The 20,411-nt window shown below is 49.6% G+C and carries 14 protein-coding genes and 1 tRNA gene; 10 read left to right on the top strand and 5 right to left on the bottom strand.

Annotated features, from left to right (window positions below; all coding sequences use genetic code 11):
• The first annotated feature begins 82 nt into the window (after window positions 1-82).
• The 6 genes from AAEZ06_RS01670 (at window position 83) to AAEZ06_RS01645 (ending at window position 8,892) form a co-directional block, all read left to right on the top strand.
• Window positions 83-2,653, top strand: coding sequence for an AAA family ATPase (locus tag AAEZ06_RS01670; RefSeq protein WP_350612581.1), 2,571 nt, complete (start codon window positions 83-85; stop codon window positions 2,651-2,653).
• Between the two features lie 311 nt (window positions 2,654-2,964).
• Window positions 2,965-4,767: a KAP family P-loop NTPase fold protein gene (locus AAEZ06_RS01665; RefSeq protein ID WP_350612579.1), complete on the top strand. Its 1,803-nt coding sequence runs from the start codon at window positions 2,965-2,967 to the stop codon at window positions 4,765-4,767.
• 1 nt (window position 4,768) lies between these two features.
• Window positions 4,769-5,524 (top strand): Qat anti-phage system associated protein QatB, encoded by a 756-nt coding sequence (locus AAEZ06_RS01660; RefSeq protein WP_034136936.1) that lies wholly within the window; start codon window positions 4,769-4,771, stop codon window positions 5,522-5,524.
• The gene (qatC, locus tag AAEZ06_RS01655) at window positions 5,503-6,831 is read left to right on the top strand and encodes a Qat anti-phage system QueC-like protein QatC (RefSeq protein WP_350612577.1); all 1,329 of its coding nucleotides are present in this window, start codon (window positions 5,503-5,505) and stop codon (window positions 6,829-6,831) included. Before AAEZ06_RS01660 ends, qatC begins: the two co-directional genes overlap by 22 nt.
• A 96-nt stretch (window positions 6,832-6,927) precedes the next feature.
• Window positions 6,928-8,355: a hypothetical protein gene (locus tag AAEZ06_RS01650; protein WP_350612575.1), complete on the top strand. Its 1,428-nt coding sequence runs from the start codon at window positions 6,928-6,930 to the stop codon at window positions 8,353-8,355.
• A 461-nt stretch (window positions 8,356-8,816) separates the two neighbouring features.
• Window positions 8,817-8,892 (top strand) — tRNA-Thr (locus AAEZ06_RS01645).
• Between the two features lie 62 nt (window positions 8,893-8,954).
• Here AAEZ06_RS01645 and AAEZ06_RS01640 read toward each other — a convergent pair.
• From AAEZ06_RS01640 to AAEZ06_RS01625, 4 genes are read right to left on the bottom strand one after another with little or no spacing between them, the layout of a single operon-like run.
• Window positions 8,955-9,335: a hypothetical protein gene (locus AAEZ06_RS01640; protein WP_052198916.1), complete on the bottom strand. Its 381-nt coding sequence runs from the start codon at window positions 9,333-9,335 to the stop codon at window positions 8,955-8,957.
• A complete protein-coding gene (locus tag AAEZ06_RS01635) occupies window positions 9,332-11,293 on the bottom strand; it encodes a site-specific integrase (protein WP_350612573.1) in 1,962 nt (653 codons plus the stop codon). The genes AAEZ06_RS01640 and AAEZ06_RS01635 overlap by 4 nt, the downstream gene beginning before the upstream one ends.
• On the bottom strand, window positions 11,290-13,140 hold the full coding sequence (locus AAEZ06_RS01630; RefSeq protein WP_350612571.1) for a hypothetical protein: 1,851 nt from the start codon (window positions 13,138-13,140) through the stop codon (window positions 11,290-11,292). The genes AAEZ06_RS01635 and AAEZ06_RS01630 overlap by 4 nt, the downstream gene beginning before the upstream one ends.
• A complete protein-coding gene (locus AAEZ06_RS01625; protein ID WP_350612569.1) occupies window positions 13,137-14,564 on the bottom strand; it encodes a hypothetical protein in 1,428 nt (475 codons plus the stop codon). Before AAEZ06_RS01625 ends, AAEZ06_RS01630 begins: the two co-directional genes overlap by 4 nt.
• A 504-nt stretch (window positions 14,565-15,068) precedes the next feature.
• Here AAEZ06_RS01625 and AAEZ06_RS01620 point away from each other — a divergent pair.
• Window positions 15,069-15,374: a DUF6388 family protein gene (locus tag AAEZ06_RS01620; protein WP_149410823.1), complete on the top strand. Its 306-nt coding sequence runs from the start codon at window positions 15,069-15,071 to the stop codon at window positions 15,372-15,374.
• Between the two features lie 120 nt (window positions 15,375-15,494).
• On the opposite strand, the gene nadC is transcribed toward AAEZ06_RS01620, so the two are convergent.
• Entirely contained in the window at window positions 15,495-16,343 is an 849-nt protein-coding gene (nadC, locus tag AAEZ06_RS01610) for a carboxylating nicotinate-nucleotide diphosphorylase (RefSeq protein ID WP_149410824.1), read from the bottom strand.
• A gap of 283 nt (window positions 16,344-16,626) precedes the next feature.
• Here nadC and AAEZ06_RS01605 point away from each other — a divergent pair, with 283 nt between their 5' ends.
• The 3 genes from AAEZ06_RS01605 to ampE all read left to right on the top strand — a co-directional run bounded on the left by AAEZ06_RS01605 (window position 16,627) and on the right by ampE (window position 20,268).
• Window positions 16,627-18,810 (top strand): DUF1631 domain-containing protein, encoded by a 2,184-nt coding sequence (locus AAEZ06_RS01605; RefSeq protein ID WP_149410825.1) that lies wholly within the window; start codon window positions 16,627-16,629, stop codon window positions 18,808-18,810.
• A 61-nt stretch (window positions 18,811-18,871) separates the two neighbouring features.
• The gene (ampD, locus tag AAEZ06_RS01600) at window positions 18,872-19,435 is read left to right on the top strand and encodes a 1,6-anhydro-N-acetylmuramyl-L-alanine amidase AmpD (RefSeq protein ID WP_133099951.1); all 564 of its coding nucleotides are present in this window, start codon (window positions 18,872-18,874) and stop codon (window positions 19,433-19,435) included.
• A complete protein-coding gene (gene ampE / locus AAEZ06_RS01595) occupies window positions 19,432-20,268 on the top strand; it encodes a regulatory signaling modulator protein AmpE (RefSeq protein WP_149410826.1) in 837 nt (278 codons plus the stop codon). The genes ampD and ampE overlap by 4 nt, the downstream gene beginning before the upstream one ends.
• The last annotated feature ends 143 nt before the right edge of the window (window positions 20,269-20,411 follow it).

Below are 20,411 nucleotides of genomic sequence, written 5' to 3'. Positions count from 1 at the left end.
GCAATTTTAAAAGCGCGCGCTAAATTGCTTAGATAATGGCACTCTGCTAGCGTCTCCTTACTTATAATCAGAAGGGAATCTTATGGACGCGCAGGGACAGGTACGCATCTGGCTACTTGAGCAGCCGGACTGGCTTCAGGAGGCTGCTGATCGGCTGCTTAAAAATGGTGATCTCACCCAGGATGATATTTCCCAGATTGCCGCACTGTTAAAAACGCCGTCAGGGCAGGCCGTTTCGAAACATCGAACATTCGATGAGCTAACGCACGCTCCAGCTGGCTCTGTGCTCCGATTGCGAAGCATTGCAGACGTCACAGGGATTGAGAGCCTTGGTCCCAGGGCGCCTTTAGACTTTGGCACCGGCAATTTAACGGTTATCTACGGGCACAATGGCTCCGGCAAGTCCTGTTACACGAGGATTCTGAAAAAAGCGACAGGCAAAGCTCGCGCCAGTGATCTGAAACCAAACGTTTTCCAAGCGGCTCCAGCTTCCAGCAAATGCACCCTCAGCTTTGAACTGGATCAGTCATCGGAAAGCGTTGAATGGCATATCACCCACCCCGCGATTGAACAATTGCGGGAGATAGACATCTTCGATAGTGAAGAGGCGCTCCATTACCTGAAAAGCGAAAGCGCGGCCACGTACAGCCCGCCCATCATGGGGTTGTTTGAGAAGCTGGCCAATGCGACTGATTCGGTTAGGGACGCCTTGCAGGCTGAACAAGATCAGCTTGTGAGCCAGCTCCCGGCTATCCCCGCTACCCTCAAAGACACGAGCGTCGGTAGGAGCTATCAAGGCCTTGGCACGCTGGCACCATCTGCTGTCGATAATCTTTTACGCTGGACTCCAGATAACGCAGGTAGCTTAGAAGCGCTCAATGAACGACTGAAGACCAGTGATCCCTCATCGCTTGCGAAACAGAAGCGCGACACCTGCGTCCAAGTAAACAATATCGTCAAAGGCATCAAGATAGCCGTGGCGGCGTTCGGCGCTGAGCAGATCCAAACTATCCGCACTCAACGATCAAACGCCCGTGACAAACGACGTATTGCGATCGAAGGCGCGCAGGCAAAATCAGCGATTCTAGAAGGCGTCGGTACGCCGACATGGAAAGCAATGTGGGAGGCGGCTCGCGCATATTCCCAAACGCCGTATCCGGAGCAGCATTATCCAGTGACCGTGGACGGGCGCTGCGTCCTCTGCCATCAAGAACTATCGGCTGAAGCCCAAGATCGACTCAACGATTTCGAGCTGTTTGTACAAAGCCGCCTGGAAACAGATGCAAAGTCTGCCGAGCAAACGTACAGCGAAACTCTCCGTACGCTTCCTAACAGCCCGACGGAGGCCGAGGTACAGACTCAGTGCACTGCGGCAGCTTTGACCACGCCTGAGTGGATGGCAGCAGTGTGGGGCTTTTGGAGAGGTGTCGGAGAATCTAGGAAAGCCCTACTGGATCACGAGCAGTCAGGCTTGGCGGGTACGGTCCCCGATGTAGCCGCGAATCTCCTTGTACTTGAACAATTCGCGCAGCAGCTGACTTTGGAAGCAGACCAATTCGATCAAGATGCGCTTCAGTTCGACAGGCCGAAAGCTGTCGCTGATAAAACGGCATTGGAAGCTAGCCAATGGGTTTCGCAGCAAAGTGAAGCAGTCAGGAAGGAACAACAGAGGCTCAAGGACCACAAGCTGCTCGACAAGCTGAAGACTAGTGCAAGCTCTCGTCGTATCTCTAACAAGGCAACCGAAATCTCCGAAAGCGTGGTTACCGAGTTGTACGTCAAGCGCTTCAATGATGAGCTGCGTGCCCTAGGTGCCACCCGAATTCAGGTTGAGTTGATAAAGACCAGAACCACTCGGGGTAGAGTGCTTCATCAGCTCAAACTCAAAGCTCTCAAAAATGGTGATCACTCGCCTGACAAAGTGTTGAGCGAAGGTGAGCGTAGGATCATATCCCTTGCAGCTTTCCTGGCGGACGTTACCGACAAACCAGGTGTCGCCCCTTTCATTTTCGATGACCCAATCTCGTCGCTAGATCATGATTTTGAATGGAAAGTCGCATGCCGCTTAGCTGAATTGGCTAAAGAACGGCAGGTCCTTATTTTTACGCACAGGCTTTCGCTTTACGGAGCGATGGATGACGTTGCCAAGAAAGTTGGTGATTCTTGGAAGAAGGATAACTTCCAGCAAATGTGCATCGAGTCCTTTGGTGGAGCATCAGGACACCCTGCTGATCAAGCTGTGTGGAATAGCTCGACGAAGACCGCAAACAACATCCTGCTGACTCGCGTCAGGGACGCCAAGAAAGCGGGCGAAGATTCAGGTGCAGCTGCTTACTATGCGTTAGCTCAAGGTATCTGTAGCGATTTCAGGAAATTAATCGAAAGGTCGGTTGAAGATGACCTTCTATTTAAAATCGTCGTACGCCATCGGCGCGGCATTTCCACAGATGGTCGTCTGCCTGCCCTTCTCGGGATCACCCGTGAAGATCTTCAAAAAATTGACGAGTTGATGACCAAATACAGCTGCTTTGAGCACAGCCAGTCTGATGAGATGCCGGTACAAGCTCCAGAAGAGCCCGAACTGAAAGCCGACATTGAATCGCTCAAGCATTGGCGAGATGACTTGGAAGGCCGAAGGAAAAAGACAGCTTAAATTCAGAAACCACGCAGAACAATCATCTGATTGCGCCGCTTGGCGAGCGGCGCAATCAACACGATTAGCGGATTAACCGTTCGCAGATGAAGACTTGGCGTACCCAAGGCTAGATCTTTGGGTCTATTCCGAATTGTCTGGTTAAGGGGCGTGGTATCTCTGGACCCCCTCTGTTGACATATGATGCCAAAGCAATGGCGTTGCCCCGGTTTTTGGCGAATGATAGCGTCTTCACCACGTGGGGATACGCCGACAACTGGAGGGGTGCCCATAGCGATTTTCCTCGTATGACCGCTGGCAGGGAGGCCTATATGTGGGCTGACGTCGATACAAAACAAGATTTCCTAAACTACTCTGAGGTCGCAGATCTCGTCATCGATGTGATCCGTGATCCCAACATGAGGCCGGTGACGGTTGGTGTATTTGGGTCATGGGGCACCGGAAAGTCGACGCTATTGAACTTGATCGAAGATGGACTTAACCCTGACGAGGAACATCCTGAGTTCGTCATCGTTCGATTCGATGCTTGGTTGTATCAAGGATTTGATGATTCACGTGCGGCGCTTATGGAAGTGATCGCGTCCACGTTGATGGATGCTACTCGGTCATCTGAGTCGTTATTCGAGAAGGCTGGAAAGCTTTTTTCCCGAGTAAGGAAAATGCGGTTGCTGGGCCTCATGGTGGAAGGCGGGGCGCTTGCGGCAGGTGTGCCCGCTTTTGGGGTCGGCATGAAAGGTATGGAAGCTCTTGGTAAGCTTGTTTCAGGCGACGTTGATAGTGATTCTGTAACGGCATTGAAGGAGGGAGGGGCGAAGGCCAAAGAGCACTTTTCCGGTCTTCTAGAGGACGAAAAGCAAAATACGCCGCCCAAGCAGATCGCCGCTTTTAGGGCAGAGTTTGCGGATGTGCTCGAAGGACTCGACAAGACTTTGGTGGTATTCGTCGATAACTTGGATCGGTGCTTGCCCGCCCAAACCATTCACACCTTGGAGGCGCTTCGGCTATTTCTCTTCATGGGGCACACCGCTTTTGTGGTCGCTGCTGACGAGGACATGGTTCGGCATTCTGTAAGTCAGCACTTCAAAGATCCTGGTGATAGACATGTTACTGACTATCTCGACAAGCTAATTCAAGTACCGGTTCGAGTACCCAAACTCGGCGTTCAGGAGGTGCGAGCTTACCTTTTTCTGCTCTTTGCGTCTGCCGGTGGTCAAACCAACTCCGAAAGCCTTGAAAGGCTGAGAGCGGGGCTTGAGGCGAACCTTCGTGAGGCTTGGAAAGACGAACCGATCAGCACGGAAAAAGCCCTAAGCCTCCTCGGCTCTGATGTTCCTAAAGACGTTGCAGAGGCGTTTCCAATTGCAGATCGAATAGCTTCTATGCTCGCCAACTCGACTTCAATTTCGGGAAACCCTCGAATCGTAAAACGCATGCTCAACGTGATTCGTATGCGTTCTCGTGTTGCGAAAGTCAGAAAAATGCCTGTCAACGAAGCATTGATCGCAAAAGTTGCTTTGTTTGAGAGGTGCATGGAGGAAAAAGCGATTGCTCACCTTTACTCCATTATAAATACCGCAGCGGGCGGGAAGCCTGAGACTCTGGCTTTGTTGGAAACTCTTCTTGAAGATCCTGAAAAATTCAAGGCAGCCTGTCCTGACGTATGGAGAGAAAAGAGCGAGCTGTTGCGGGAGTGGCTGACTCTGGAACCTCCCCTAACGTCGAAAGATCTTCGTCCAATCGTCTACTTGAGCCGTGAAACGACTCCACTGAGGGTCTTGCGCGCAGGCTTGTCGGCGGACGCCGCAAATGCCCTTGGCGTTTTGAAACGAGCAACCAATACTTCGTCTCCAGTGGCAACCTCGGCCGTTAAATCTATACCCGCGCCGGAGCGCAGTCTTGTTATGGCCCAGCTTATTGAGTCGATGCGCTCCCATTCTGATTGGTCCTTGAGGGCACCAGGTTTTGAGGGCGCACAATTGCTCGCAGAGAACTCAGCGGATGCGGGAGGCCTTTTATCTGAATTCATTCATACGGTTATGCCAGGAAAACTCAAACCATGGCTAAGCGCCAAGGTAAAGGGCGCGACCTGGTTTAAACAAAAAGAGTCCAAGTAACATGGGCACATCGACTTCAAGTAAAGGGCCTGGGGGGAATTCGCCTTATGTTCCTGGCTGGGTAGACACAAACGGACTACCTCCAATACCCCCGGTCCCACCACAGCGATTCAAGGACTTCCGCACGAGCCTAGGAAAATTCGTCGCCAGTGGTGATGGTGATTACCTTCGTTCAGCAGTGAGCAGCTATGCAGGTGCTGCAACCGGTGGCAGCGTTGTCGGTTCCGCCAGATTTGGGTCAATGGCAGGGGCGGGCGGAGCGCTATTCGGAGCAATGGCGGCGATCCGTGAAGGGCAGTCGATTCCGGGCCTTGATTTGGCATCTCTGAACGGACAAGACACTGATCTTGCAATTAGCATTATCGTGCAGGCTCTGGCAATCGAGGACGGCGATTCTGATCGTGTACGCGTAGCAATGAACGAGGCACTTTCTGAGTGCCTTCAAGGTTACGACGAATTTGATTTTTCGAGAATCACGGACGAGATGCTTGTGCAAATGATGCTGATCTACGTGACGAACTGTGTGTTCGGTCAGGTTGTTCTGGATTCGAATGATGCCTTTGCTAAAGCCAAGTCGGCTGGTCAAGTGGAACAAGCGGAGAAGGACCTGCACTCGCTGGTTGAGTCAGTTACAGATAAACATATGCGCCCACTGTTGAGTGGCAGCCTGAAGTCGTTCACCTCCGCCAGAGTTGAGCAGGTTCAGCTACTCGCTATCAAGGAAGTGTGGAGTGAATGGGAGAGCTACGAACAGTGACTAATCTTATTTTTCAGCATGAACCCCATTTGCTACCACCACCGTCGAAGAATGTTATTCCTGTACTGATGTACGGCACCCGGCCTCCAGCTCGTGGTACTTGTTCTATAGGGGGGCCGGTCAGGGCTGAAGTACGGCGACTGGGGGCGCCGGTCAGTAGAGTTGGGTTCGATTTGTTGACCATCGCGATGGCTATCACCGCCGCAGACACGTTCGTTGATAAGGCGGAAGCCGACGATGGGTGGGCTCGGGATCTACGCTTGTCGATTCCCATTGCCGATCCAGATCTTTGGAAGCCTGCCATCCCGCTACTCCAGAGGACGCTGCATTTTCTGAGTGGGGACACTTGGGATATTACGCTGTTGCCAGATGGACCCCGTCAGCTACCGTCGCAGAAACGCGGTCATATAACGGTTATGGCAGGCCATGACTGTGTAAGCCTTTTCTCTGGCGGCATGGACAGCGGGATCGGTGCGCTAGACCTGTTAGCCAGTGGACGGCGCCCTCTGCTGATCAGTCATTCCTATAGAGGTGACTCAGAAAAGCAGATCGCGATTCGTGGCCAGCTTCCTATCAATGTCTCTAGATTTGCCGCCGTAGCGAATCCGATTTCTTGGCTGGGGACCCAGACCGATGTGCAAATGCGTACGCGTAGTTTTAACTTTCTCGCATACGGCACGCTTGTGGCATCGACACTTGCTCAACTCCGCGTCGCAGGCCCCCCTGTGGAGCTGTTCGTTCCAGAGAACGGGCTGATCGCGTTGAACCCTCCAATGACTCGAAGGCGTATCGGAGCACTGAGCACACGAACCACCCATCCTTACTATCTGGGGTTGTTTCAGCAGATTCTAGATATGGTTGGTCTTCCAGTAAAAATCGCTAATCCGTACTCGCTAAAGACTAAAGGTGAGATGCTGCTTGAATGTTTGGATCAAGCTACTCTTGGAAAGTTAGTCTCAGATACAGTCTCATGTGGTAAGTGGAAACGAACGCACGTGCAGTGCGGAAAGTGCGTTCCATGCATTATCCGCCGAGCTTCATTCCACGCAGCGAGAATGGTCGACGCGACCACTTATGGCTCTAAAGGACAGGATCTCGCTTCTGTTATGAGCGACAGAGCGGCGCGAGATGACCTCATGGCAATGATTTTAGCCGCAAAGAGGCTTCCACATGTAGATGTTAGGAGATGGGTTCCTCAAGCTGGGCCTCTCCCTACAGAGAGAAAAGAACGTGACGCTCTGATCTCTGTAGCGGATAGGGGAATGAAAGAGGTTGGAGCGTATTTAGCTACCCTTGGACTTCTTTGATGATTTTCAACGGCCAATATTAAGCTTGAACTCTCTATGCAGGAACAGAGTTTGCTTTATGTACGCCTCCATGTCCTGAAAAATGAGTATATACGCATGAATTTATGGGGTTGGAACTCCTTAGAATTGCCAAGCTTTAGTGGCCCGATTACGCTTAAGTCACACTCTTTATTGATGGCTGATATTAGTAACGTGGTCGTTGCAAGGGACGATAGTCACAGGATAATGCTCAGGGTTTTTGCTAAGCCGAGTGTACATATTCCAGAACAATTGCGTACTCTTGGTGATCCAAGAAAAAGTTGTGATCGGATCCTGTTTAGCAGTCCTCTCGGCGCTGGTGAATTGGGTGGTGTCCTTATGGGTGATAGCAAAACATCGTGGGGGTATGAAGAAAATCATTCAATCGTCGAATATGAAGTTGCGGAAGTGAAATTTCAAGCTTCAAACGAGTATCAACCCGCGTATATTGTTGAATATCTAGATAATCTACCTACAGAATTTGAGTGGCCAACAGGGTTTGACGACAACATTACCACCCGTGGAATGCGCACTTTTGATGGGGATGAACTATATCAGTTTCCTATAAAAAGTTTGCGCGAAAGAGCTTTGTGCTCAAGTTTAAAGCTGGATGTCGGTGAGTATACCTGCATTTTGACTGCTATCGAGGATGAAGGAGATGAGGGAAATAAGGAGCGCCGTGGATATTTAGTTTATACCGGCCTGCCAGATGCTTCGACACGTGAAAAAATACGTCATAGCTTATCCTATGCTATTGGTTTGCCATTGATTTATTGTGGCCATACTAATTATTCGGCAGCTGGAGAGCTTTGTGAATTTGTCGCGGTTACTCCTGAAATGATCAACGGCCGTGCTTGGAATATCACTAAAATGCCACCTGCACCTTTAACTATTACACGGCATGAAGATGATAAGTATATTGACCCAGATAAGGTTTCTAGAGTTGCAAGTGGTATATACAAAAATATGGGAAGTTATGGCTTAGATTCATTGCCTTGGCGGTTATGGTATGCCGATACGGCCCCGTATTTTATGCGCCCAGCATATTACGGAGCTATGATTGAAGGTTTACAAAAAAGCTATCTAAAAAACAATTCGAAAAAAATTGATGGCCTGATTATTTCAAAGCTGGAGTTCAAAAGGCACCGGGAAACTTTGCAGAAATATATAAAAAAACAAGGCTTCGAGCATTCAGTTGAGGAGATTTATCTCAAGGTATTAAGTAACTGTAACTCTGCGTCACAGGCAGTAAAGGCTAAGAGGTTTTATGAGGGGTTAGGTTTAAAACTTGGAGATCTGGAAGTTTCTGCCTGGCAAAGACGAAATGATGCGGCGCATGGTAATGAGATCCCTGCTTCGGAAATTGACAATTTTATTAGAGTTACCTGCATACTAAGGACTATGCTTAATCGAATCGTATTAAGTTTGACTGGCGGCAGTGAAAGGTATGTGGACTACTATAGTTATACACATCCTGATCGTGCGTTAACGGATCCTATAATTTAATGGGGTGGTGTTCTTGATTATTAAACTACTGATAACTAAAGATTTAGTTGGCTCCTATGAAGGTTGGTGCGCAGTGACTTTGAACAAGATGCAAGAGGCAGTCGCAGCGCGCACGCATACCTCATCCTAGCTACCATCAGTTGACCTGACTTGAAATAGGTCACTGACTGACTCCGCAAATTCCTTACGCTTTCAGCTGGTAGCCCTTCGTTGAAGGCTTCAAGGTAAGTTATATCCCTGTCCAATCGTTTAAACTCTACTGCGTTTTATAGCCCTCGTTACAGGTTCTTGGAGCTTGAGAGCAGCTCATTCGGATTTGCAAAAATGGTCCCGTGCAGCAATGTGCAAATTTTGCATTTTGCTTACCACGAATAAAGGCGACAGAGCCCTCATTTTTACGTTCATGTAAGTTGACGGCCAGTAGTCGAAGTAGGTATCGTGACACGTAATGGGAGAGGTACGCCGCTTTAGCTCAGTTGGTAGAGCAGTTCATTCGTAATGAAAAGGTCACCAGTTCGAATCCGGTAAGCGGCACCAGTCCTGTCCAGCAATAAAAGGCAGAAGTCAGTTCTGAAAGCCGACCGATTTGCCTTTACCTGTCAGCGTTTAGGGAAGTCGATAATATTTGACCGCTTGGCTAATATCTTTTCAAGTTCATTTAAGCGTTGAGCTAGCAAAACCTCGCGAGCCCAGGCCTCATTCAATTGCATCTGCAAACGTTTGTTTTTTTTGGTAAGTGACTCGCATTTGGATTTCCATTCAGTGATGTCGGGGCGCGGCTTCCATGAAAGTTGGCACTTCTTGATCGCTTCAAGTATTTCATGGTGCTCTCGTTTCTCTTTGCGAATAAATCCCTTTTTCGCTCCGGCTTCTATCGCTACCGAGTCATTGTTTATCCGGTATTCCCCTTTTTTAAGGATGATAGGAGCATTATTTTCGAGACGAGAAAGAGCTTCGAAGAGTGACATAATGGTGGTCATTGAATTACTCCGTCGGCACTGATCTTTGAAAAGTATTTTTCAGCCTGAGAAAGAATTAATTCGGCGGTTAATCGCTCAGGAGAGTTCAAAGTAAGCTCTGTAGTAAATTGTTCATATATGAATAGTGCTTTCCGCATTTTCAATGGGTTAATCACAGAGTTTGCGCAACCTTTAAATGAGCATGCTGCAATTGGGTCTATAATCCACAAGTTACATGATGGCTTCGTACAGCCTCCCGTGGGACGGGATACGAAGAAAATCTCACCACGTTTGAAACTTTCCAAAGTTTCTTCTTTTTTCGCTGCCACTTTTACCGGTCCCTGCGATTTAATAAAGTTTTCGATCCAGGTGCCATGGCCCCCTGATAAGTTAACTGTAGATTGGAATACGTCGCGAAAATAAGTTAGCGCTTGTACGGTAGGTTTGCATTCATGGTATTCGTACCTGAAGTGATCGGGATCGTCGCCAAAAAAAGAACCGTATTGTGTGAATCCTTTGGCGTAGTAAATTGTCATCAACAAAGATAAGTGTTGCAGTTGACGCTTCAGAGACGTTAATTGAACGAGGCCTCCGTCGATAGCATAGTAAGCAAGTGATCTTCTGAATTGATGACTGGTGAAATGCCAATGTTTTCCGACTGCTAACTTACGTTCATTTGCCCAATCACGACCGATTTCCGTTAGGTAAAGATCTTGCAAGTCTGCTTCGCTGATAACTGTTTCATCAGACCTCAAGAACTTAGCGAATTTGACATGGACTAGGTCGGCAGGAACGATTCTCGAATCACTATTTTTCGCAAATTTGCCATGTGATAGGGCGCTTACGTTGGGGAAAAGCATTTTTTCCTCAGTTGCAGAAACTATCGCGCTGTAGGTATAAATAAATTCAGAAATATCTGCCGCAATTTTGCAAGCTTTTACTCCCGGCGCTCCTATGATCCATTGCGTCTTTTTTCGTCCCTTTTCTAGTTTTGTAGTTGTACCAATGACCCAAGTAACATTATTCCCATCAATAAGTTCATAGGAAATAGGATTGATGCCAAGACTGTAGGCTTCATCATCACGCATACCAGAGTAAGCATGTATGAGAAGCTTGCAAGAGTACTGAATCTCACTTAAAAGCCTGCCCAATTGATTTGTTGATTTAACTCCGCAATTTAAAAGGTATTCTCGCAGACCATGTGCGGTAGCTTCTGCCTCAAAGTTAGAAAGGTCACTTTGCTTATTGCGAGACCTGCTTCGTGATGTGGCAAAGCTGGGAGTTTCCTGACGCTTAGACATGAAGCTTCGAATCAAACTCCATCGGCTTTCGAACTCACTAGTCTTGCGGACAAGTTCAGTAAGAATGTCAGTGTAAATTCGTTGAGGAATAACTGGTGTCTGCGAGTAAGTACTTCTGTTTTTGCGTTTCGTTATTTTCTTTGGTGGCTTTACAGATGTAAATGGGAGGATGTTGCCGAGCTTATACAGCCATCTTCCCAGCGCATACAACTCTTCTTTAAGACGCTTTGACAGAGTTATTGCGAAAGGAACGAACCACTCATGCGATGAGAAAATGTTATATATTGAGATGTCATGGAGTAGGGAGTATTTAGCGGCTTTGCTGAGTAGTGAGTGACGACGAATAATAGTATTAACACTCAGGTTGTTATTGAACCCCTGAGGTGGATGAAGGATCAGAAGTAGAAGAAGTCGGTGTTGATCAATTAGTTCACTATTGAGGTTTTTGATATTTGTATCAAAATTTATAGAAGTATAGGACCTTGTAGTTTGGGCGTAGGAGCCCAATTCCCAAGTCATATCTGTAAGGCGTGATGTAATGTTCCCTTGCTCGTCTCTTGAAATTACAAAGTCCTCACCGGGGAGGCGAATTTTGAGATCGGCTGTATTTGTTTTGAAAGGATGTGAGTCAGGTTCCGAAAATTGGTTGAACGTCGGCAGCGAAAAGGTGCGAGTCATTGAACTAGTCCCAACTTTATAAGGAGGTCGAGGTACTGTTGCCAATAGTCGCTTAAATAACCTTCCTCGATTAATGAACTGCACTCGTCGACAATTACTTTTGTTGTCATATCCGTTGCTAGCTCCGTTATTAGTGAGTCAATAGCAATTATAACGAGCCTGATTGTTTCTTCGTTGCCTAGCTGTGCAGACTTGGTAAGATCACTACAGATATGCTTAATGCTTAACAGTTTCCAAATATCTTCTTTGTTTCGGTGTACAAGGAAGTGTTCACAAAAAATACAGCATATGTGAGTTGAACAGGATGGGGGGATTTCATTAATAATCTTTATGGGGTTATTGATTTCTGCACATTCGCCAGCTGGGATTTTTGATGAAGGACGAGTATTCTCGATAACTCGGTTAGCAAGTGCAGTAAAATAGTCTGTAATTTCAGTTGCTTGAATCAACCTGTTTCCGCGTGAATACTTCTCAGAAAATACTTGCTCGGTGTTTTGCGCGAGCTTCGCGCCTTCTTCAATATTTAGATTGTTTGCGGACCATTCAGTCTTGTATTTTCTAAATTCACTGGCGTTTATTGGTTCAAGTTCAGGGTCAAGAATATCTCGTGCTAGCTTGAAATACACATATATAAAATCCTCAGTAATTTGGGTGGGGATTCCTTTTTTTATTGTAAAAAACAGAAATGGATAATCTTCTCCTTGTAGCAAAAAAGTCCTAAGCTCGATAAATTTTCGAAAGTAAGGTATGAATTTCGATTTTATTTCATAGCTAACGATATGTCCTGCTCTGTTTTTAAAGGCTCGAAATCCTTGGCGTATGGGTTGTAGAGTGATGTTATTGTTCCATGGTAGGTCGATGAAAACAGAAAGATTGGCCCCAGTTACTGCGAATAGCATTACCATGAAAGAGTTATAGGCCCAGCTTGCCAGTTTCAGTCGACGCGGGTGGTATGCATCATTGTTAGCTATGAGCAGACGATTCGCTACTTTGAAATGCTCAGATTTAGCTTTTGAAGGTTGATACCCATAAAAGTCCTGTATCCATTCTGAGTGTTGGATTTGTCCGTTTGAATAATCCCATATCCAATTGGCATTATGGTGGTTATACCTATCTAGTAGCCTGTGTTTAGTATAAATCCAGCGAGTTGCGGGTATAACCCACGCGCTTTCGTTTGGTAGTTTTAATAAAAAAGGGTAATCTAGGTTTTGGGTGACGAAATTTCCTAGCTGATTAAAAAGATGTAAGGCGAGATTGAGCGCTCTATCCACATTCTTTTTTAGCGGGGCTTCGCAGGAGCTTTGCGGCCGTGACAGCATGAATGCTCCCCTGCCAACATTCGTTTCAGTATCACCTGATGCCCATATAAGTAGCGCCTGCGCGGATAATTGCCTATTACATCCTGCTACTGGACCGAGTTGGCCGTTAGTAACGCAATAATGTAGGTAGAAGCTATATTCTCTGAATAGCAGTTCAAAGTCATTTTTTTTAAGGGTGAGTGGTGATTTTTTTTCATCATACCAATCAAAAAAGTAAATGCCTTCGTATATGCGAGTTCTTACTGATGCTGGTTTGACTACTTTTCTGGTAAGCAAGGAAGCCAAGTGCAAAATAATTTCTTTCGTAAGTAGCGCTCTCTCCGGACACAGAGAGCTAAGATTTACTTCATATCTTCTCCTGTGTCTTGTTCTTTTGATGTAAGAAATTCCGCCAATATCTATTATGGATTTCTTTTTTTCACTGTAAATTACTATGTTTTCAGGGGCGTTATTTTCTAACAGCCAATTTAAGTCGTTGGAGTTTTTGATTTCTTCTAAGTCTACGTATTGCAGGTTGCGCAGGCTCATTTAAAATCGTCCCATTCCTTAAATAAAAAAGTTTCCCACGCATCCTGAGTTTTTGACTCGATTTTGTGGTTGCAATTGTAGCCAAGGTACTGAAGTGCGACATTTATGCTGTTCAGATTGAGCTTTTTTCTGACCATGTTCAGTAGTCTATCTCTCGAGATTTCCCCGCTTTCTACCAGATGCAAATTTGCATTGATCATATTTATGCCACAGGTCGCACGGAGGTCATGGAAGCTGAATGAGCGATAAAAGCCTCTTTTATTCAAAAGCGGTTTTAAGGTCTCTCCAATAAATTTTCTAATCGTTCCGCCATTAAAGTTATGGAGCATACGATGGTCGCTACTTGAGTAGTAGGGATTCCCTTGGTCAGTCAGAAACACGTACTGCTCCCTAGCATCTTTGTAAATGGGGGCCTTAGATTCAAGCTCCTTATAGTCAGGAGAGTCTAGGTAAGTTTTAATTTTGTTGTATACAAGGCCAGATACCTCAAGTATTTGAGGTTTATCTCTTTTGGTATCTATCCCTGTTCCTGGCCCAGCAGCAATATGTACGTACTCGCCGTTATCCACTGCTTTCTTTTCAAAATGTTTTTTCTTCAGTGTAAATGTGGATTCGATCCGTGCACCACTAGATATGGAAAATTGGAAAGAAAGTCCTATCGAGTAGCGATTCGACTCTCTCAAGCTTTCAAACATTTGTATTTGCTCAGTAGGCTCTAATGGAGTTAGACGGCCACCGTCAATAATAGTAGTGTCATTTGAGCTGCCTTCATTTTCAGCTTGTAATAAAAGGGATTTAGACCTTTTGCGAAAATCCCAAATCAGATCAAATCGTTTTTTTTCAAGATAAATGGTTCTCCCAATGTCGTCGTCAATTGGAATAGTTATCTCTGTCTCTTTCCACAAAGGGTATTTAAAAGTGGCGTGCTTATTTTCTTGTAGCCACTCATAAAAGCTTATCGTATTTCGGATTATCCGAATGCAAGAATCTTTGGACCTCCCTAAGCCTAGTCTTTCCCCTAGACGTTCGCAAAGTACGTATGTCGGGCGTAGGACTTTGTGAAGCGAGTCCGATAGATAACTTGTTTCATCTTCGTCTAGAATATTCCGCATTTCTGCTAAGTCTTTTGACTTTGAGAGGATTGTCTCGGGTTCTAGTTCCGGCATGTTTACATTGAATGTTATATCGAAGAGGTAAAGATTAGCCTCCTTCCATAGTTCCCCAGTATCTTTGTTCGTAATAATGGGGTATGCATGGATGTCTGTCCTTTGTACCTCTGAGTTTTGGTGCCAGCAGAGCGTTGGGACGCCACCAACCATAGAAGGATTTGTAGTCTCGCCTAAAGATACTTCAGGACGAAGTGGAATAAAGTTTTTGATTATGGTGGTGTTCCACATGGGATAAATCTCACGAACAAGTTTCATGAGGTTTGCATGTAGCCTGTTTTTAAGTCAAGTGGGTGATTTTTATACTTGGTTGATTCTTTATATATTATATAGAATGGTTTAACAGTATCTATAATTTAACTAAGTTCTGTGCCGGCATTGGTTGTTGTTTCTTGTCTCTTTTGTATATTCTGTATTGGCGTATTTCAGATTTTTCTATTGTTTTGTGCGATCTGTAAGATCAGTGAACGTGTTTTTGTCCAATTGAACGTTTTTTTGTAAGAAAATACCGTTCGTCGGTTTTTTTAGACTTTATCTCTGACACATTTTTGACTACGCTCTCTGGTAGGAAAAAAGGTATCAAGCTCGCAGGTAGAAGGTCGCAGGTTCGATTCCTGTCTCGGGCAAAAAGGCAACACAGTTTTCAGATGATCCCAGAATGGTTCTGAAGGCCAGACGAACCGGTATTCATGCCTGTTCTTTTGTATCTGCGCAACCTTGATGACCCAGATGCATCCCCATTCCTAGATCAAAGAGAACGACATGACCATAAAAGAAGTGACCCAGGAAGTGCGGCACGAACAAGCTCTCAAAAAGTACGTCGCAGAGTCTCCGGAACTCCTTGATGAGATCAAGGACCTGAGTGCCGATGATCAGAAGGACCAGATCCAATGGTCATTTGAGGATGAGGCCGAGGCCCAGGGGCTCCAACCGTGGGAGTTGACCCTCAAGTACACCTCCACTCCTGAAGAGTTCGAAGTGGCGCGCCTGGCCCTGCACAAAGAGGCTGCCGAAGTGCTGGGCGTCGACTGGAACGAGTACTGCGGGATGAATAACCTGGCGATTTGAGACGCAGTGGTAGGAGCGAGCTTGCTCGCGAGAAACCTGAGCGCTACGCGGGGTGCCAAGCTTCCCGCGTCATCGTTAACGCCCATCGCGAGCAAGCTCGCTCCTACATTTTAAAGCGACTCAGAGACTGAGGCGCATCGACAAATCCACGGCCTTCACATCCTTGGTCATTGCGCCAATGGAAATGTAGTCCACCCCGGTTTTGGCGATGGGCAGCAATGTGCTTTCGTTGATCCCGCCGCTGGCTTCCAGTTTCGCCTTTCCGTCATTCAGGCGCACCGCTTCGCGCATGTCGTCTAGGCTCAATTCATCAAGCATGATGATATCGGCGCCAGCCGCCAGTGCTTCGCGCAACTCCTCCAGACTTTCCACTTCGATTTCCACCCGTTTGCCCGGGGCGATCTTGTGGGCGGCGCTGATGGCCTGGGCAATGCCACCGCAGGCGGCGATATGGTTTTCCTTGATCAGGAAGGCGTCATACAAACCGATGCGGTGATTGTGACAACCGCCGCAGGTCACGGCATATTTTTGCGCCAGGCGCAGCCCCGGCAGGGTCTTGCGGGTATCCAGCAGCTTGACCTGGGTGGTGGCGACAAAGTCCGCCAAGTATTGCGCACGGGTGGCAACGCCTGACAGCAGTTGCAGGAAATTCAGTGCGCAACGTTCACCGCTGAGCAGTGAACGGGCCGGGCCTTCGAGGTGAAACAGTACCTGGTTGGGGCTCACGCGCTCACCGTCGCGCACCTGCCAATGCACGGCGACACGCGGGTCCAACTGGCGGAACACCGCATCGACCCAGGCTGTGCCGCTGATGACTGCGGCATCGCGGGTGATGATCGTAGCCTTGGCCAGCCGTTCGGCCGGGATCAGTTGCGCGGTGATGTCGCCGCTGCCGATATCTTCCAGCAATGCGCGGCGCACGTTGGCTTCGATTTCGGCGGTCAGGTCGGCAAGACGAAGATTGGGCATAACGGGCTCCACAAACAAAGTGGCTCGATTATAGGGGTATGGCAGCGCCTAACCCAAGGTGCCAAACCGCTGTGCCACCGTTGCTGCCCTGCCTTATTACAAGGCAAGTACAGAGTTCGCTGGCGCAATAGTCCCCATTTGCAAGATAATCTTGCGCCTTTCAATTGGCGTCATAGCTTTGACGTCTCGGTGATGTCCCGATAATTGTAGTGCCCATGGGTCTTGATGCCCTTGGCTGTATCGATTTTTCACAAAACCGAACCCACCGTTTCAGGAGGCCAGGATGCACAATGACGGAAAGGTGGTGCCGATCAACAAGATCGCTGCGCAGGCGAAGCCTTCGCCGCTTGCCCGCCTGCCAGTGATTTTGCTTCAGGTTCGTGACAAGGCGGTCCAGCAACTCAAGCAGGGTTTGCAGGAACTGTTCGATAACGCCGACGACACCCTGTTCGAAATGGCCGACAAGGCCCGCAACAATGTTGACCAGAACATTTTCTTTGAAGCCATGCGAGACCTGCGCCTCAAGCGCAAGAACTTCGAGCGTGGCTTTGTGGAGCAGCTCTTTGCAGCATTCATCAACCTGGGGCAAGCCGGGCGGGGCGAGTTGCAATTGCTGCCGACGGTTTCCTACGATGCGGTGCCCGGTGTGTCTGCGGACGATCTGGAAAAAGCCGTGGCCCTGGAGGCCATGCTCGGCAGGGTCCAGCACCGTGACGGTTTGGCCCTTGGCCAATTGACTGCACGCCTGGGTGCGCTGTTGGGCAAGCATCTGGATGATCGTGAAAACCCCCTCGGCCCGGCGATGCTCTGCGAGTACTTCCTGCAGGCCGGGCGTAGTATGGGGGTGGAAATTCGGGTCAAGCTGATCATTCTCAAGCTGTTTGAAAAATACGTACTCAGTGATGCCGATCAGTTGTATGGCGAAGCCAATCAACTGCTGCTGGCAACGGGTGTGCTGCCCGAACTCAAGGCGGTGCCATCCCGGCGTCTTGGTGAGCGCACTGCTCGGGTCCTCCCGCCAGCGGACGCCACGCCTGCTGGCGATTTCCAGGCCGACGAAGGCGAGCAGCAGGCCTTCGTTGCGCTGCAAAAATTGCTATTCGCGGTGCGTGGCAGCGTCGCCCCGACCCTTGAAGCCAGCGCCCAGGCCCAACCGATTTCAACCCGTGACTTACTGCGCCTGCTCTCCCATTTGCAGCAATACGTTCCGGAGCCGGCGGTCGAGGACGATTTCGACCTGCGCAGCCAGTTGGAAGAGTTGCTGACCCGCGTCAGCGTCAAAAGTGGCAAATCGCGAGTGGTCGACGTCGCCGACGAGGACGTGATCAACCTGATCGCGATGCTCTTCGAGTTCATTCTCGACGACCGCACCTTACCCGACTCCCTCAAGGCATTGATTGCCCGCTTGCAGATTCCCATGCTTAAAGTGGCGGTGCTGGACAAGAGTTTTTTCAGTCGTGGCAGCCACCCGGCGCGACGGCTGCTCAATGAAATCGGCACGGCCGCCATGGGCTGGGGCAAGCGCGACGACTATCAGCGCGACAGCTTGTACTTGCGCATCGAACAAGTGGTGCAGCGGCTGTTGAATGATTTTGTCGATGACCCAGCGATTTTTTCCGAGTTGTTGCTGGAGTTCACCACCTTTACCAGCGATGAGCGACGTCGCAGCGAATTGCTCGAACAGCGTACCCGCGACGCCGAAGAAGGCCGGGCCCGCACCGAACAGGCCCGCCAGCGGGTGGCCTATGCCCTCAACCGCAGGCTGCTGGGCAAAGTCTTGCCGCAAGTAGTGGTGCAGTTCCTGCAACAGGCCTGGAGCCAGGTCCTGTTGCTGGCGTGCCTCAAGCACGGTGAACAGTCGCCGCAATGGCAGGCCGGGTTGCAGACCATGGACGAATTGATCTGGAGTGCTGGCCTTAGCGAAGACACCGAGGCCGGGCGCCATCTGCTGGAGCAATTGCCGGCGCTGCTCAAGGCCCTGCGCGATGGCTTGAGCGGGGCGGCGTTCGATCCCTTTATTACCCGTGAATTCTTCACTCAGTTGCAAGCGCTGCATGTGCAATCGTTCCAGGGCGTCGGGGCGGGGCAATCGCCGCAGCCGATTGGGACCCTGGTCGAGGTACGCGAAAAAGTTGTGCTGAGCCCTGTCTTGCCGATCGATACGGTGAGCCTGCCGGATGATGATCCCGATATGCTCAAGGTTCGCCAATTGCGCATCGGCAGTTGGGTCGAGTTCCAGGAAGATGAAGAAAACACCCTGAGTTGCAAGCTGACGGCGATTATTGCGCCTGCCAACAGCTACATTTTTGTCAATCGCGCGGGCCTCAAAGTGTTTGAGAAAACCTGCACGCAGTTGGCCCTGGAGTTCAAGCGTGGTGGGGTGCGGACCCTTGACGACGCGCTGTTGTTCGACCGGGCACTCGCCTCGGTGATTGGCAACCTGCGCCAACTCAATCGCGCCAAGTGATCGCAACCACAGGGTGGATCGCGGCATACTGGTCCATCCCAGCCTTGCTCAAGGAACCTGTATGCAGTTGGACCCCACCAGCGGTTGGTGCCAGGGTATTCGCCATTGCCCATCGCCCAACTTTAATGAGCGCCCCAGCGGCGAGATTTCCCTGTTGGTGGTGCATAACATCAGCTTGCCGCCGGCGCAGTTTGCCACCGGCAAAGTGCAGGAGTTTTTCCAGAATCGCCTAGATGTCACGGAACATCCCTACTTTGAAGGGATCGCCGATCTACGGGTTTCTGCGCACTTTCTGATTGAGCGCGATGGTGCGGTGACGCAGTTTGTCTCGTGTCTGGACCGTGCCTGGCATGCCGGGGTGTCGAGCTTCGAGGGGCGCGAGATTTGCAATGATTTTTCCCTGGGAATTGAACTGGAGGGGACGGACGATCTGCCCTTTAGCGATGCCCAGTACCAATCCTTGATCGAGCTGAGCCGTCAATTGCTGGTTGCCTACACGGGCATTACGCGCCAGCGCATTTGTGGTCACAGCGATATCGCCCCGGGACGCAAGACAGATCCAGGACCGGCTTTTGATTGGGCGCGTTTTCGCAGCGCCTTGCAGGATGGAGGACAAGCACAATGAGTTTTCTGGTGTTGGTGTTGGCTGTATGGATTGAGAAGTTCTCGGCCTTGCGCCAGCGAGTACAGCGTGACGGCGGTTGGTTGCGAGAGTTGGCCAAGCTGGAATCCAGTGCGCGATTGGGCAAACAGCCTTGGTTGATCCTGGCGTTGTTGGTGCTGTTACCCGTAGCGCTGCTGGGTTTGTTGCTGCTGATGCTGGAGCCGGTGGCCTATGGTTTGCTGGCGTTGCCGGTGCACCTGCTGGTGGTGATCTACAGCCTGGGGCGGGGCGACTTGCTCGCCGGGCTGGGGCCGTTTCGCGATGCCTGGCGCCGTGGCGACCTGCAAGCGGCTGAACATGTTGCCGAGCGTGACATGGGTGTTGGCGCGGACAGTGGCGAACAACTGCTGGAGCAGGTCCAGGGCCATTTGTTGTGGCAGGCCTATCAGAGTTTCTTCGCTGTTATTCTCTGGTACTTCCTTCTCGGCCCAGTGGCGGCGCTGGCCTATCGTTTGTTGGCGCTGACGACTGAGCACGGGAAAAATCCCCTGGTAGTGGAGCGTGCCGGGCAGTTGCGTCATGCCTTCGACTGGTTGCCGGTGCGCTTGCTGGCGGCGAGTTTCGCCCTGGTAGGCAATTTTGTCGCGGTCAGCAGGGTCATGCTCCATGAGCTGCTGAACTGGGACATCAGCGCCGCCCAACTGGTGGAGAAGGTCGGCCTGGTAGCCGGCGAAATCCCGCCGCCGGTGGTGGGCGCTGACGGCATCAACAGCCTGGACCGTATCTGGGAGCTGCTGCTACGCGCTGCCGTACTGTGGTATGCCGGGTTTGCCATCTGGATCGTGTTGCCCTGAGTTGATATTGAAGCGGGCAAGGTCAGTGTGAGAGCTGGCTTGCCTGCGATGGTCGTTAACCTTAAGTTACAAAACTCCCCTTCAAATTGAGCTATACAGATTGAGCGCCAAATAGTGGCTATCTGCCGCCGCCCTGCGCCTCA

Origin of the sequence: Pseudomonas sp. HY7a-MNA-CIBAN-0227, assembly GCF_040310325.1 — a bacterium.
Lineage (GTDB): Bacteria > Pseudomonadota > Gammaproteobacteria > Pseudomonadales > Pseudomonadaceae > Aquipseudomonas.
Note: the sequence above shows the minus strand (reverse complement) of the source record. Positions and strands in the feature narration are given on the sequence as shown.

Excerpts from the sequence above, each read along its gene's own strand:
- AAEZ06_RS01665 (WP_350612579.1), top strand. The coding sequence starts at position 2,965 with ATGTGGGCTGACGTCGATACAAAACAAGATTTCCTAAACTACTCTGAG.
- ampD (WP_133099951.1), top strand. The coding sequence starts at position 18,872 with ATGCAGTTGGACCCCACCAGCGGTTGGTGCCAGGGTATTCGCCATTGC.
- AAEZ06_RS01670 (WP_350612581.1), top strand. The coding sequence starts at position 83 with ATGGACGCGCAGGGACAGGTACGCATCTGGCTACTTGAGCAGCCGGAC.
- nadC (WP_149410824.1), bottom strand. The coding sequence starts at position 16,343 with ATGCCCAATCTTCGTCTTGCCGACCTGACCGCCGAAATCGAAGCCAAC.
- AAEZ06_RS01635 (WP_350612573.1), bottom strand. The coding sequence starts at position 11,293 with ATGACTCGCACCTTTTCGCTGCCGACGTTCAACCAATTTTCGGAACCT.
- AAEZ06_RS01625 (WP_350612569.1), bottom strand. The coding sequence starts at position 14,564 with ATGAAACTTGTTCGTGAGATTTATCCCATGTGGAACACCACCATAATC.
- AAEZ06_RS01660 (WP_034136936.1), top strand. The coding sequence starts at position 4,769 with ATGGGCACATCGACTTCAAGTAAAGGGCCTGGGGGGAATTCGCCTTAT.
- AAEZ06_RS01650 (WP_350612575.1), top strand. The coding sequence starts at position 6,928 with ATGAATTTATGGGGTTGGAACTCCTTAGAATTGCCAAGCTTTAGTGGC.
- qatC (WP_350612577.1), top strand. The coding sequence starts at position 5,503 with ATGGGAGAGCTACGAACAGTGACTAATCTTATTTTTCAGCATGAACCC.
- AAEZ06_RS01640 (WP_052198916.1), bottom strand. The coding sequence starts at position 9,335 with ATGACCACCATTATGTCACTCTTCGAAGCTCTTTCTCGTCTCGAAAAT.
- ampE (WP_149410826.1), top strand. The coding sequence starts at position 19,432 with ATGAGTTTTCTGGTGTTGGTGTTGGCTGTATGGATTGAGAAGTTCTCG.
- AAEZ06_RS01630 (WP_350612571.1), bottom strand. The coding sequence starts at position 13,140 with ATGAGCCTGCGCAACCTGCAATACGTAGACTTAGAAGAAATCAAAAAC.
- AAEZ06_RS01620 (WP_149410823.1), top strand. The coding sequence starts at position 15,069 with ATGACCATAAAAGAAGTGACCCAGGAAGTGCGGCACGAACAAGCTCTC.
- AAEZ06_RS01605 (WP_149410825.1), top strand. The coding sequence starts at position 16,627 with ATGCACAATGACGGAAAGGTGGTGCCGATCAACAAGATCGCTGCGCAG.